The organism is Limosilactobacillus sp. (genome assembly GCF_051873035.1).
GTDB lineage: Bacteria > Bacillota > Bacilli > Lactobacillales > Lactobacillaceae > Limosilactobacillus.
The window spans coordinates 1-14,202 of record NZ_JBJEEL010000021.1; the positions used below are offsets into that span (position 1 = coordinate 1).

The window sequence follows — 14,202 nt, forward strand, 5'->3', positions numbered from 1 at the left end:
ATACCACTAAATAACTGGCAAACTGCCAGTCTTTTAAGGCCTGTCCTACCCGGGGCAGGCCTTTTTGCGTCTCCTACGAAAGGAACGTGATTATCTAATGCAACCGATTACCATTCACCACCTTACCTTTGCTTATCCTGGTCAAGAACCCCTTTTCACCGACTGCCAACTCGACCTCAGTAGTGACTGGCGGCTGGGACTGTTAGGCCGTAACGGCCGGGGGAAAACGACCCTGCTGAAAATTCTCCAGGGTCGGCTAGACTACCGGGGAACGGTCAGGACAAAGCTAACCTTTAGCTACTTCCCACTAACCATCCACGACCCTGCAGCCTTTACAGTCGACGTCCTGCGCGCTAGTCAGCCGGACCTGGCCCAGTGGCAAATTGAACGCGAGCTTGGCCTAATGAAGGTGGACCCGCTCCTCCTGTGGCAACCCTACCAGACCTTGAGTGGTGGCGAACAAACGAAGGTCCAATTGGCCACCCTCTTCGCCCAGGATGACACTTTTCCGCTCCTGGATGAGCCAACTAACCACTTAGATCAGACTGGTCGGCAGCAGGTCGCCCGCTACCTATCACAAAAGCAGCGGGGCTTTATCATCACGAGTCATGACCAGCGTTTCTTAGACCAAGTTGTTGACCATACCCTAGTAATCGAACGGCACCAGCTAGTATTATCCCAGGGAAATTATTCGGATTATTTCCGCCAAAAAAAGCACCGTGACCAGGCCGCTTTGACAAGTAACCACCAGCTTAAGGATGAAATTAAAGCGCTCAAGCACACCCGTCAGCAGCGTCTCCAGTGGGCCCAGCGTGCTGAAGGCGAAAAGAAGAATAACGCCCATGCCGATAAGGGCTTTATCGGCGCCAAGGCAGCTAAGATGATGAAAAAGACCATTTCCACCACGCACCGCCTTGACCAGGCCATTGACCAGCGGCAAGGACTGTTAAAAGATGTTGAAACGGTCGTACCACTCACCATCAACTTTCAACCAGGTCACCAGCCAACCATCCTCACACTGGACCGGGTCAGTCTAGGCCTTCCCGGGCGAACCCTTTTCCCGCCCCTTAGTTTCACGCTCCACCGCCATGAGCAACTGGCGCTCACCGGTCCGAATGGTGCCGGGAAGAGTAGTTTAATCAGGGCCATTCGCGGTAATTTCCCAGGAAATATCAGCGGTCAAATCAGCTTAGGTACGCCGGCGGTTTCGACCGTGCGGCAAAATTACCATAACCATGGTACACTGGCCCAGTTTGCGGCCCAGAACTCATTGCCCTACGACGAGTTGTTAAATATCCTCCGTAAGCTGGGCCTGGCCCGGGCAACGTTTACCGTCCCCATCGAGCAGATGAGTATGGGCCAGCAAAAGAAGGTCGAACTCGCCCGGTCACTGTTAACCCCCGCCGAATTCTACATCTGGGACGAGCCCCTAAACTACCTCGATACCTATAACCAGCAGCAATTAATCACGCTGATTAAGGAATACCGGCCCACACTCCTCTTTGTCGAACACGACCAGCACTTTATCGACGCCGTCGCAAGCCGTGTTGTTACAATTGAACACCGTTAGGTCCGCTATTAGAAGCCAAAAATAGGGCCGGGAAACAAGCTTTCCCGGCCCTATAATTGTTTTAAAATTTTAACTGTTGCAACCAGTCCAAGAACAATGGGAACCACTTGGCCATGTGTTCATCGGCCCGGTCGTAGTTAACGATACTGGTGTACTTATTTGCCAGCGCGATCCCGTGACCGCCCGTACTAAACTCATGCAACTCAAAGGGAACCCCTTGCTTGGCCAGAGCCTGGGCATAGACTGCCAGGTGGTCAAGATAAGGTGTCAACTGGTCTTGAATTGACCCCCACATAAAGGTAGCGGGTGTCTGCTTAGTAACTAGTTGGGAAACGTCCTCGGTTGTCACTCCCATCCGTTGATCAATCAATGGTCGGATTACCGGGTAACCAAGACCCACGAACTTGGCCTTAGTAGCTGGCTGGTTACTATAGGCAGCTGCCAGCTGACCACCAGCCGAGAAGCCCAGTACTCCCAGGCGTTGCGGATCAAGGTCCAACTCCGCCGCATGGTCGACCAGGTAGTCAAAGGTTTGCGCAAGGGCCCGTTTCGCCGCCCGGTAGCCCTTATGTTCTAAGACCGGGTAACGGACGACAAAGGCCTGGAAGGCGTGGGTAGCTAGCGTAATTGCTACCCGTTCAGAGTCCCGTTCCATAATCTTGTTGTAGCTGCCACCGGGGACAATTACGACCCCCGGAAGCGCCACATCAGACTGACTATGGTAGATATCAACTGACGAATAGGGCTCCGCCAGTGGTACATTTTTAATTTCCATTAGATCTTCTTATCACCTTTCAGCTGGCCACCGTGGAGGTTAACCTCCTTGAGTAGGATTAAGTGGGTATGGTAACGAAGGCGGTAGTATAACCAGAGGACGAGCAGTAGGGGTACACTCAGGTAAGTAAGTGCAATCTGCTGCCACTGACCGTGTAACAGGGCCGTTGGGTTTTGGCCAATAACTACCACCGCACATAAAATGACCGCCAGGATCGGGCCAAACGGGAAGAAGGAAGCGCGGTAACGCAGGTCATTTACATCATAACCCTGGGCCCGGTATGCCCGCCGGAAACGCAGGTGCGCCACGGCCATCCCCATCCAGGTAAGGAAACCAGCCAAACCACTGGAATCAATCAAGAATTCGTAAATGCCAGGGCCAAAGATCCCGGTTAAGAAGGTTAGGCAGGCCACTAAAGTTGAAGCCAGCAGGCCATAAATTGGAATACCGTGGCGGTCGGTTACACCAAAGATCTTCCAGGCCTGGCCTTCGTGGGCCATTGAGTAAATCATCCGGGTCGAGGCATACATTCCGGAATTAGCCGCGGAAATAACGGCCGTTAAGATAACGGCGTTCATCGCACTAGCCGCAAACGCGAGCCCTGCCCGCCGGAAGACCAGGGTAAAGGGACTGATTGTGATGTCTTGAACCGATGATCCCAGAAGGTTCTTACTCGTGTACGGCAAGATGCAGGCGATGACAAAGATTGCCAAAATATAGAAAAGCAGGATCCGCCAGAAGGTCGAGTGGATGGCCCGCGGGATGCTCTTGGATGGCGTGGCCGATTCACCAGCCGTGATCCCCACCAGCTCGGTTCCTTGGAATGAAAAACCAGCTACCAGGAAGACACTCAGGATGGTCGGCGCCCCACCGACAAACGGGGCCTGCTTATAGGTCAGGTTACTAAAGCCCACGGCCTGGCCACCAAGGATGCCGAAGATCACACCGACCCCGACAATTAGGAACAGGACCACCGTTAGCACCTTAATAATCGCCAGCCAGTATTCGGCTTCCCCAAAGGTACTAACTGCTAACGCGTTAACAGTGATGATATAAATTAAAACTACTAGGCTAAAGATCCAACTTGGTACGTGGGGGAACCAAAAGTTCATTACAATTCCCGCCGTCGTACTATCGACCGCTACCGTTAGCGCCCAATTAAACCAGTAAATCCACCCCATCGAAAAACCCAGGGCGGGATCAACAAAACGGGTACAGTAGGTGGCAAAAGAACCACTAACTGGTAGGAAGGTGGCCATTTCCCCTAAACTCGTCATGAGGAAATAAACCATAATTCCCATAATTGTGTAACCAACGACAGCCCCACCGGGTCCGGCCGTATGAATGGCCGACCCACTGGCAACGAACAGCCCGGTCCCGATTGAACCACCAAGGGCAATCATTTCCAGGTGCCGCGTCTTAAGGAGTCGTCGGACGTGGTTACCTTGTTCACTCATTATCGACACTTCCTTTTAATAAGCTAAAAACATTCTACCCCTTTTTAAGTATTCTGGTTAGGGGTAACTAAATAAAAATACTCGCAAATAGTCAATCCGTCCACTATTACGGTACAAAATAACCCCAACCATCCGAAAATGCTTGGAGTCCATCATGATTTGCTTTTCTTTAATTTTTCCCCGCTAGGTAGTCACCAATGGTGTCCATCATCGACTGACCGTATTGGGCTAACTTCCGCTGGCCAACCCCGTTAACTTCCAAAAAGTCCCGTTGGGTTTGTGGCTTTAGCCGGGCCATGTCATGGAGGGTCCGGTCCGAGAAAACCATGAAGGGTGGTACCCCTTGTTCAGCGGCCAGTTCCCGTCGTTTCGCTCGTAATTGTTCAAACAGGGCCGCCACATCAGGTGACTCCGCCAACCTAGTGCCGGACTGGTCAGGTGACTTTTCCTGCCGGCGGCTCACCGTCCGTTCACCCTTTAGGACGGCCCAGCCGGCGGTCGCTACCTGGATTACCGGGTATTGGCTACCAGCAGTCTGCAAGATACCAATCGCAACTAGGTAATCAACCAGGCTCGCTGCTTCCTGTTTAGACATCCCTTTTAGCGCCCCAAAATTGGTTAACGCCGCCGCGCCGATCTCTTGCATCCGTTGGTTATGTGAACCCGTCAACGCCTGGGCCACCACGCCCTTACCGAAGCGGCCATGTAGCTCTTGCACCAGCCCAATCACGAGCTTGCTTTCGGCGGTAATATCTTGAACGGTCCGCTCGTCGGTACAGTTGCTGCAGTGGCCACAGGGCGGACAATCCTGCCCAAAGTAGCGCACAATAAACTGCTGTAAACACTCCGGCGTACTAGCATAGTTAGCCACCGCCTGCAGTTTTTGGTACTGGAGGTCCCGGTAGTCATCCGCCGCCGTCGACTGGTCAATAAACCAGCGGTACTGCCGCAAGTCATTGGGGTGGTAAATCATTACCGCCTCACTGGGCAGACCGTCACGACCAGCCCGGCCAGCTTCTTGGTAATAAGATTCAATATTCTGGGCCGCCGTCGCGTGGATGACAAAACGGACGTTACTCTTGTCAATTCCCATCCCGAAGGCACTCGTCGCCACAATCGTACTGATCCGGTCAAATTGAAAATCATCTTGGACCCGTGTCCGGTCGGCCGCATCCATCCCCGCGTGGTAGGCCGCGACCGCAAAGTGGTGTTCCAAGAGGTAGGCCGTCAATTCATCAACGCCCTTCCTGGTGTTGACGTAAATGATCCCGGCCTCATCATGGTGGGCTGTGAGGTATTCCCTGATATACCGCCGGGTACTCTTTTCAGGATGAACCACCCGAAAAGAGATATTGGGCCGGGCAAAGTTGGTAATGACAAAGTTCGCCGGTTGAATGCCGAGCTGCTGACCGATGTCTTCTTGGACAGCTGGTGTCGCGGTCGCAGTCAGTGCCAGGATATTAGGATGCGACCGTAAGCCATCAATGGCGGTCCGCAATTGGCGGTAAGCCGGGCGGAAGTCATGGCCCCATTGGGAAATACAATGGGCCTCGTCAATGGCCACCAGGTCTACCGGTAAAAAGTTTAGCTGGTAGCGAAAATATTCCATATTGAGGCGCTCTGGTGTAACGTAAATTAACTTAATCTTCCCCTCATAGGCCTGACGGAGGATGGGATTAACCTCCGCCTGGGGAATCGTACTATTAATGGCTGCCGCTGCGATTCCGTTTTGCTTTAGGGAATCGACCTGGTCTTTCATTAAAGAAATTAGGGGCGAGACCACAATGGTCACCCCCGGATTTACTAGTGCAGGAATTTGGTAGCATAGTGACTTCCCCCCGCCCGTCGGCATTACCGCCAGTACATTCTTACCGGCCATTACCCGGGAAATCACTTCCGCCTGTCCACTACGAAACTTGGTAAAGCCAAAGTTATCCTTTAGGACCTGTTCTGGTGTCATCTCATCAACCCCCTCACTAGTACTAAACGGCAAAAGTGGGTAAATCCACTAGGCCCGTTTGGCAATCATTATTTTAGTAGTCAGCCACGGGCCACCCCACCAGCCGTTAAAGCCGGTTTTAACCACCTGGAGATCATCAATTCCCATGTTCGCCAATACCTGTTGGTATTCGGCCATGTATTTCGTATCGATAATAACCAGGGTACCGTGGGCCTTTAACACCCGGGCCACTTCTTGGAGTACCCGCCCACGCTGAATAGCCGGTGTGACGTTATGGAGGGCGACATCAACAATGACCACGTCAAAAAGCTGGTTAGCAAAGGGGAGGTTAGTCATCGCACTATCAACTAGCTTTACCCGGTCGGCGAGGTGCGCCGCGGCTACCTGCTGCTTAACGACTGGCAGGGCTTGCTGCCAGCTGGCCACCCCAGTTACCTTTCCGGGAGCCTGCAGACGACGCGCGATTAGTTGGAGGTCCTCCGACCGTCCGGCAGTAAAGGCCAGCATTTGCGAATCCTTCGCCGGTGCCAGCTGGTCCAAAAGTTGCTGTAAAATCTGCTCATGCCCCCGGGAAATCGTGTGGGCAAAAATTCCTCCCCAGGCGATAATCAACGCGACCCAAAGCAGGTTCCAATACTCATGGCTAGAAAAGGCCGCAAACAGCCCGCTAATTACGGCGACCACCGCAATAATACCAATTATGACTACGTTAATTGCACGGTTTCTCACTATTTTCTCTCCTTACTTATGCTCACGAACAATCCGGTTGAGCCGCTTAATATCGTTGATGTTACCGACTACCGTCACCTTATCGTGGGGACGGATAACGTCGTCGGCCTGGGGCATCTGGTTAATCTCCTCATCTTCACTAACGATGATGATCACGTTGACCCGAAACCTATTCCGAAAATCAAGTTCATCTAGCGTCTTCCCGTAAAACTTCGGGTTATTAATATCAATCTCGGCCAGGGTGACCTCCCGACTCAATGTGACATAGTCAACCATGTTCGGGTTTAACTGCTGAAAGACCAGCCGCTTAGCGATGTCGTGTTCCGGACGAACGACCATGTCGGCACCGACCCGTTCCAGGACCCGGGCGTGGTTAACGTTTTCTGCCCGACAAATAACATCCGCGGCCCCTAAGTCCTTAGCAATTAGGGTTGCCATGATACTGGCCTCCACGTTTTTACCAATCGAAATATAAATATGGTCAAAGTTTCCGATATCCAACTCCCGAAGGGCATCCTCATCCTGAGCATCCGCAATCACCGCCCGCATGACGGTCCCCGCAAGTTCATTTACCACTTCAGGATTACTATCAATTGCCAGAACCTCCTGGCCGGCCTCAACTAATGATTCACAAATTGCGGCCCCAAACTGACCGATCCCGATCACTGCATAACTTTCTTTACTAGCCAATTAGAACACTCTCCTCTGGATAATGGTAGCTCTTTAGCTTCGGTTGAGCATTAAAGATGGAAAACATCACCGTATAGATACCGACCCGGCCGATAAACATGAGGGCCATGATAATCAACTGGCCAAAGAGGTTTAGATTCTGGGTGATACCGAGTGAAATCCCGGTGGTCCCAAAGGCCGCCAGAACTTCAAAGGTGACATACGACAATGTATCATTTTTCGGTAGGGACTGGGTTTCAACTAACAGAAGGATCGCCAATAAAACGATTACTAGTGCCACAAAAAAGAGCGTCAGCGCCCGGTTAATATTTTCCTGGGTAAAGCGGCGGTGGGCAAAGTTAGTGTCCCGCTGCCCACGCAACGTGGCAATACTTTGGGTTGCCAATAGACCAACTGTGGTGGTCTTAACACCCCCAGCCGTTGACCCTGGGGTTCCGCCGATAAACATCAAGATGATAGTTAAACTAATCCCCGCGGCACTCAACTTCGTATAGGGAAAGGTAATCAGCCCCGCTGTCCGGGGTGTAATAGCCATAAAAACCGTATTTAATAGCCGCTGGGACCAACTAAGCTGGTCACTAAATTGCGCCAAGTTGTGTTCCGTCAAAAAGTACACGATAAACGAAACCAAAAAGATTACGCCCCCGGTCCGCAGTGCCAAATGCGTATGCAAGGATAAGTGGTGGTACTTATGGTAGCCCAGCAGGTCCTTCCATACTAAGAAGCCTAGCGATCCCGCGACGATTAAAACCGCCAGGACACAAAGCATGTAGGGGTCATTCATGTAGTCTTCCATGCTGTTCCCCAAAAGGTCAAAGCCGGCATTACAAAAGGCCGAAATAGCATGAAAGATACTAAACCAGATCCCCTTACTGAGCCCGTAACGGGGATAAAAGTCGAAAAACAAAAAAATACTGCCAACTACCTGAATTAGCAGCGATAATTTAATGATTAGGTAGACTACGGTTAGTTGTGACAGGTGGTCCAAGTTTAATGCCTCCTGCGTCAACAGCCTGGTTGACATCCGAACCCGGCGCCGGATCATTAGCGACATCATGACGGCAAAGGTCATGAAGCCCAGTCCCCCTACCTCCATTAAGGCCGCAATCACCAACTGGCCAAAGAAGCTCCAGTGCGTCGCTGTACTTACCAGGGTTAACCCCGTAACACAGGTTGCACTCGTGGACGTAAAAAAGGCGGTCATAAAGCCTGTATGGCTGCCGGCAACGGTTGAAAATGGCAACAGTAACAGGCCGGTACCGATGGCAATAACGATCAGAAATCCAAAGGTTAAAATCTTGGGAAATGAATATTTACGGTTATTAATTTCAATCAAGGTATACCCTCCCCACTATCTCACCTGTTCATTATAGACACTTTATAACGATGTGAACACTGAGAAGTTAGGGAAAAAATAAAAACTCCCAGTATCTAGAAGAACAATACTGGGAGTTAATGAGGCTTTTTCTACCCCGTCATATTTGATTGCCACACCGGTAAAACTACTTATATATGATGTTTGGATGTTAATTGGATGAAAGGAATAATTCGTTATTACTGTTGGCAATTTTATTTCATGGATAAAAAGCAAATATCACATTTGCTGAAAATTATTATAGCAGATCTAATTGTGAAGTAAAGCACTAATTTAAATTTTGTTAACGTTTATCATTTATTATATATTTTTGGAACGTAATGATAGCGGTTAACTAGCAAATTATCAGTTTGTGATATTATCTACATAATTAATATTAACTAGTACCATTGCGGCGCTAACACCTTCACTAACCGTGCTGGTGTCTTCGGTTGAAGCAAGTACGCTTCTCCCGTCGGCAAAGTTGCAACCGTAGTGGGGATCAGAGTGGTCGATAAACTAGCCAGTTCCTCCGCTGACAGTAGGCGGTGAATAACCAGGGTACTAAATTGCGACCGCAACCGTGCCGGGAGGTCCAATGGTGACTGGGTGGTCAATGCCAGTTGAAAGTTAACCTTCCGGCCCTCCCGCAGTAACTGAAAGATCCCGTTGTGACTTAGTCCCGCTTGGTCGGTCGGAAGGTAGCGGTGGGCCTCGTCCAGTACTATCTTTACCGGCAACTGGCTACCACCAGCGGCCAGTCGGTCATTTAAGATTAACTTCAGCAGGTAGGAAATAATGGCTCCCTGCTCGTGTTCAAAGCCCTTCAGCAAGGACAAGTCGATTACTAATGTCCGGTGAGTCGTCCGCTGGTTCAAAAACATTTTCAAAACAAAACCGAGCTCGGTCTTTGCCTGCCCCGGGTGAGCCACAGTATCAAAAAGTTGCCGAAAGGCCCGACTGGCCAACCGCTCGCGAAAGGCCGTCATTACGTCCCAATGGCTCCTAATCCAACCGTAGTCATACTCCTGCCCCAGCAACGAGTAATCCGCCCGGGAATCGGCAAATGGCACGACCGCCTCCTCGACCAACTGTTGGGGAAGGTCAGTGACGGCGTAGTCGCTGGACCAGCCACTGAGTTGCCCCAGAAGTTCCTGGTAGGCAGCAATCGGCTGGTTCAGCTTACGAAGGGGCCCCGTCCGATGGCGGAGGTTGCGCTGGATTTTCAATGCAGCGATAGCTTGGCTAAGACGCTGGTGAAGTCCTGGGGAAAGTTGGCAACCAAGAACCTCTTGAAACTGGTCAGCGGTTAATTTTCCCGCTTCCAAGTAGGCATTCTCGCCCAGGCGGTAAGTGACCGCATGGGGTAACCGGCTGTATTCGCCGGTCGGGTCAAGAACAATCGCCGTCTGGTCAGTCTGCTGGAGCTGGTTCAGGATTGACAGGGCCGTCGTCGTCTTGCCGCTCCCCGTTTGACCGACGATTAGCAGATGGTGGTCAAAAATGGGGGTCGTGACCGCTTGGCCGGTCTTCGCGTCGCTTAGTGCTACTTGCATCTTATTCACAACCTTTCTAATTTAACTGCATTATAGCATTAATTTTTCACTAAAATGATGCCAGGCTAATTGGCATTCTCTGAGGGTTTCTGCTAAAATACCCCTATATTAAGGAGTGATATTTTTTGGATTTAGACATACAGCCCGTGAGGTTGAGTTTAAGTAATTATCGTGAGGTGAAGCAGCTTTACCAGCGTGCTTTTCCGAAGTATGAACGGGAACCCTGGAGCTGGATGATGCTCAAGAGTAAGTTTAAGCAGGCGGACTTCATGGCCTTCTATGACCAGGATCGCTTTGTCGGGTTTGCCTACGTCATCCACAGCCATGGTTTCCACTACATCCTATTTTTAGCCGTCAATGACCAGCTACGGTCCCACGGCTATGGTAGCCGGATCATCGCCCAGTTGCGGGACTTATATCCCAGTGACTCGTTAGTCCTCGACATTGAGCAACCCGATCCGCAGGCGCGCAACAATCGGCAACGGTTACGGCGGCTCGCCTTTTACAAGCGGAATGGTTTCTACTGGACCCCCAAGAAGTTGGAAGAGGACCAGGTCACCTACCGGGTACTGGCCACCAATAAGAGAATTAACCAGCAAAAAGTTGACCGGATCTTTGAATTGTTCTCCTGGCCGCTGGGCTGATTCATCCAGTAATTTATGATTAATAAATAAGCGTCTAGCAGTGAAGTTCTCGTGCTAGACGCTTTTAAATTTTTTAGTCATCCATGTAATCTAAGTCATCATACTTCGTATCTGCTTGCTGCTTAGCTAGGGACGCACTCTGGTAGTAAACCGCGTCAACATGCATGTCAGCACCACCGGCCTCTACTAGTACCTTAACCTGCTTACCATTAATGGTTTCAGTGTGAACGGCGAAGTAGGTCCCGGCGCCAGCTGTCTGGGTCCAGCCGTGAACACACAACCAGTGCATCCCCTTAGCGTCAGTAAAGACAGCCCGGTCCCAGCCCTTGGTTGCCTGCATCACACCTTCATCGGTAACGTTATCATCATTCTCTAAGAAGGAGCTGTCCTGCTTATACAGGCTCTGCGTGTCACCATTATCATCCGAGCCGCTATAACGATAAGTATGCGTTCCAAACTCAATTGTTCCATCAGAATCGTTATCAGCCGTGTACCAGGTTCCCTGCATTTCAGCCGGAACACTAACTGGTCCTTCGTTGCCATACTTACCAACCTGGCCCCGGGTACTGGAACCAGCCGTATTAGTAGTCGGTCCGGTCAAGCCGCCGTTAGTCTTGTCGACCACCTTGGCTCCCTTAGAAAGGTTATTAACCAGCTGCCCCTGACCATTGCGGTTGAGGTAGTCTACCATGCCGTTCCGACTAATCGTCGTTAGCTTTTTAGCACTGCCAGACTGCGCATCCTGGTAAATAGTCACATCATTATCCTTAACCGTGTATACCAAACCAGTCGATTGCCCGTTGGCGGTGACGTTATAGGCCACCCCCTGACCATTATCGCTGAGTTGGTACTTATTAGTCCGGTACAGGTTAACCTGCAGGCCATCCTGCTCCGCCTTTTTAGCGGTACTTGCCCAGTCACCGCCATACTTGTTACCCGCGTAGGCAGTGATAACCGCCACCGTCTGTTGTGGTGTCAAATTAGTAGCGCTAACCTTGTCACTTGTCTTCGCTGCCAATAAACTTGATGAGGAAGAACTCCCCTTACCCGTACTGGTTGATTGCGTACCACAACCGGCCAGCAGCAGGGCTAGTCCCGCCACTAATGCTATGCTGACTTTCTTATTCTTCAATTTAATACCCCCCTATCTTATAGTTTCAATATACACCCAAATATTACTAGCGCCAATTGGGGAATAAATCAGCTGACAATTGCCTAGTTACTCGTAAAATAAAGTTAAAGGGGGGACTAGCAATGGAAAAACAGTTCTGGTTAATCGATTATAATGCCCAGCAAGTGTCGCTGGCCTTCTTGGCTGATAAAACGCGGCGGGCCAGCAAGGTTACCCTTACGCGGGAAGCTAGCCAGCAAGTAACGGACCACTTTTTGGCCGTTCTGACCAAACTCCGGGCTAGTAAACGTTATTATTACCTCGCCTTTGCCAGTCGCTTTTGGGAGATGCCCCTCCTGGTTTTGGCCAAGCGGAAAACTTCCCGGGAAATAATCGACCTGGTCAACCAACGGCAAAAGGTCCTTACCAGTCTTGACTCACCGTTTAAGGTCATTAACCACCACCCCCACTTGTGGAACCAGGACGAAATTAGTCAGCTAGCAGACTGGCAACATAACGAGTGTTTTCTCGATATCCGAACCCTCGACGGCCGGATTGACCATGGCGAACTCAGTCGCTATGACCGCTACCTCTGCCAGCTCGGCTACCCGCAAGTTCAAGTGGGGATGGCGTTAAAAGACCGAGTCGGCTTACGGTTACTGAACTTACAACGTCTTTTCAACACACCACTCTTCCAAGAATGCTGGCAGCAGCACCGGTTAATCATGCGGCAGTACTATGATGAAATCACTAAGAACCCCCACGAAGAATGGCAAGGGATGATGAAAATCATGCCAACGACGACTGATGCCGAAACGATTGAGGCAATCCTCTACCGGGACCACCACATCGTTGACCGTCACCGAATTGACCTGGTTATCCCCACAATGACCACCAGGTGGGGACAGCTTCTCGGTAGTTTTTACCAAAATTACGTTGGCATCGACCGCCATGACCCCTATGCCCTCCATCGAGTCCACCTTAAGAATAAGGATTTCCGGCCACCACTACTTTATAACCCCGACCACTCCCCGTTTGTACTAATCCCCTCCGAGGGTGGTCTCCATGGTTTTACCGTTGACAAGGAGGCCTTTGCGACTAGTCATGACTACCAGCAAAGCAACCTCTTTAGTGAACCCAACCATGCCCAACAGGTGATTAAAATTGACCACCGGCTCCTTCCCCAAGATACCCTATTGGCAATGGGTGCCTTTGATCCCCATGCTCAGGGAATCGTCCAGCAGATGGTTAATGACGTCAGACAGCATGCTAACGCACCGACATTAACAAGTAAGCTTGAACAAAAGCTCCTCCACGCCATGAAGGGGAGCTCCGATACCGCCTTTGACAACCACCTCAAGCAGCCCAACACCATCCTTCAGATGCGCCTTACCGTCCAATTGAAGTTAATTGCCCTCTGCGAACTACTCCTCGACCAGCACTTTAAGCTGCTTTCGGTCAACTCAACGGTTGTATACGTTACCCCACCGGCCGGGGCTGATCTGAAGGTCCTCGACCATCTTCCCGCTGGCTTCCATGTTACTGATAGGGGAACTAACTGGTTTGGCAAGAGCCCCAATGACCACGTCTACCAAAGTTATGACGGTCGCTACCAGGTCGCCGGAGATAATACCAACCACTTTTACGGCCCCAACAATTGGACCGACCAGCAGCGACCAACGATTACCGAAAAGGTCCTGGTTGAATACCTGATGCGGGCCGGTAACCACCGGCCGGTTAACCAGCAACTAATCGGTGAACTACTAGAAAGGCACCGGCAAGAAGGGTTCCAACCGGCAGAATGGTTCCAGCCAATTCTTTCGTCAAAACTCAAGCAGCTTTTTGCCATTGCCGATAATGGCCAGGAGACCCTGGTCGCTACCCCTGCTTTGACCGGCTATTTTACCAGCAACCCACATGACTATACCGTCACCCGGGTCTTTAGTACCCACCAGCGCGGTGACGCAGTTGCTGAAGAACTGGCCGAACGTGGACAATTGCGCGAAAAATTTAACATTACCCGTCCTCACTTTAAGGTTGAACAACGGCAAATTTTCGCCCGGCGACACTTACGAATCACCTTTACACCGGCGGAAATTATCCCCCAAGAACTCCAGAGTACACTCGACCTTGCTGCCTACCAACAAATTGTCGAACAAATGCTGGCAACCTGGCTTCCCCGCAGGCCGCGGTCAACCACTAGCCAACTACAATTAGAAATCTAAAAAAGCAGGCCCCGGAGGCCAAAGTTGGCACTCACGGGACCTGCCTTATTTAGTAGTTAAGGTAATTTAAAAAATCCGGTAGATTATAGAATGAAGTTAGCCACCCAGTTGGTGGTAAATAAAAAACGCCA

Annotated in this window: 11 protein-coding genes; 3 read left to right on the forward strand and 8 right to left on the reverse strand. The window is 50.8% G+C overall.

Going from position 1 to position 14,202, the window contains the following annotated elements:
- Nucleotides 1-97: 97 nt before the first annotated feature.
- A complete protein-coding gene (abc-f, locus tag ACI31H_RS02265; RefSeq protein WP_289558451.1) occupies nucleotides 98-1,570 on the forward strand; it encodes a ribosomal protection-like ABC-F family protein in 1,473 nt (490 codons plus the stop codon).
- A 61-nt stretch (nucleotides 1,571-1,631) separates the two neighbouring features.
- Here the strand turns inward: abc-f and ACI31H_RS02270 are convergent, their stop codons facing one another.
- The 7 genes from ACI31H_RS02270 to ACI31H_RS02300 all read right to left on the reverse strand — a co-directional run bounded on the left by ACI31H_RS02270 (nucleotide 1,632) and on the right by ACI31H_RS02300 (nucleotide 10,091).
- Nucleotides 1,632-2,345: an alpha/beta hydrolase gene (locus ACI31H_RS02270; protein ID WP_439770379.1), complete on the reverse strand. Its 714-nt coding sequence runs from the start codon at nucleotides 2,343-2,345 to the stop codon at nucleotides 1,632-1,634.
- A complete protein-coding gene (locus ACI31H_RS02275; RefSeq protein WP_439770380.1) occupies nucleotides 2,345-3,802 on the reverse strand; it encodes an amino acid permease in 1,458 nt (485 codons plus the stop codon). The genes ACI31H_RS02270 and ACI31H_RS02275 overlap by 1 nt, the downstream gene beginning before the upstream one ends.
- Before the next feature lie 169 nt (nucleotides 3,803-3,971).
- Complete coding sequence (gene recQ / locus ACI31H_RS02280; protein ID WP_439770381.1) at nucleotides 3,972-5,762, reverse strand: DNA helicase RecQ; 1,791 nt, start codon at nucleotides 5,760-5,762, stop codon at nucleotides 3,972-3,974.
- 48 nt (nucleotides 5,763-5,810) lie between these two features.
- The gene (locus tag ACI31H_RS02285) at nucleotides 5,811-6,491 is read right to left on the reverse strand and encodes a class I SAM-dependent methyltransferase (RefSeq protein ID WP_439770382.1); all 681 of its coding nucleotides are present in this window, start codon (nucleotides 6,489-6,491) and stop codon (nucleotides 5,811-5,813) included.
- 12 nt (nucleotides 6,492-6,503) lie between these two features.
- A complete protein-coding gene (locus ACI31H_RS02290) occupies nucleotides 6,504-7,181 on the reverse strand; it encodes a potassium channel family protein (RefSeq protein ID WP_439770383.1) in 678 nt (225 codons plus the stop codon).
- Nucleotides 7,174-8,517 carry a TrkH family potassium uptake protein gene (locus ACI31H_RS02295; RefSeq protein WP_439770384.1) on the reverse strand — a complete coding sequence of 448 codons (1,344 nt, stop codon included), beginning with the start codon at nucleotides 8,515-8,517 and terminating at the stop codon, nucleotides 7,174-7,176. Before ACI31H_RS02295 ends, ACI31H_RS02290 begins: the two co-directional genes overlap by 8 nt.
- 419 nt (nucleotides 8,518-8,936) lie before the next feature.
- Nucleotides 8,937-10,091, reverse strand: a complete 1,155-nt coding sequence (locus ACI31H_RS02300; RefSeq protein WP_439770385.1) for an ATP-binding protein — start codon at nucleotides 10,089-10,091, stop codon at nucleotides 8,937-8,939.
- A 176-nt stretch (nucleotides 10,092-10,267) separates the two neighbouring features.
- Between ACI31H_RS02300 and ACI31H_RS02305 the strand changes: the two genes are divergently transcribed.
- Nucleotides 10,268-10,735, forward strand: coding sequence for a GNAT family N-acetyltransferase (locus ACI31H_RS02305; RefSeq protein ID WP_439770386.1), 468 nt, complete (start codon nucleotides 10,268-10,270; stop codon nucleotides 10,733-10,735).
- A 73-nt stretch (nucleotides 10,736-10,808) separates the two neighbouring features.
- On the opposite strand, the gene ACI31H_RS02310 is transcribed toward ACI31H_RS02305, so the two are convergent.
- Entirely contained in the window at nucleotides 10,809-11,867 is a 1,059-nt protein-coding gene (locus ACI31H_RS02310) for a hypothetical protein (RefSeq protein WP_439770387.1), read from the reverse strand.
- Between the two features lie 122 nt (nucleotides 11,868-11,989).
- Between ACI31H_RS02310 and ACI31H_RS02315 the strand changes: the two genes are divergently transcribed.
- Nucleotides 11,990-14,071 (forward strand): hypothetical protein, encoded by a 2,082-nt coding sequence (locus tag ACI31H_RS02315; RefSeq protein WP_439770388.1) that lies wholly within the window; start codon nucleotides 11,990-11,992, stop codon nucleotides 14,069-14,071.
- Nucleotides 14,072-14,202 lie beyond the last annotated feature (131 nt).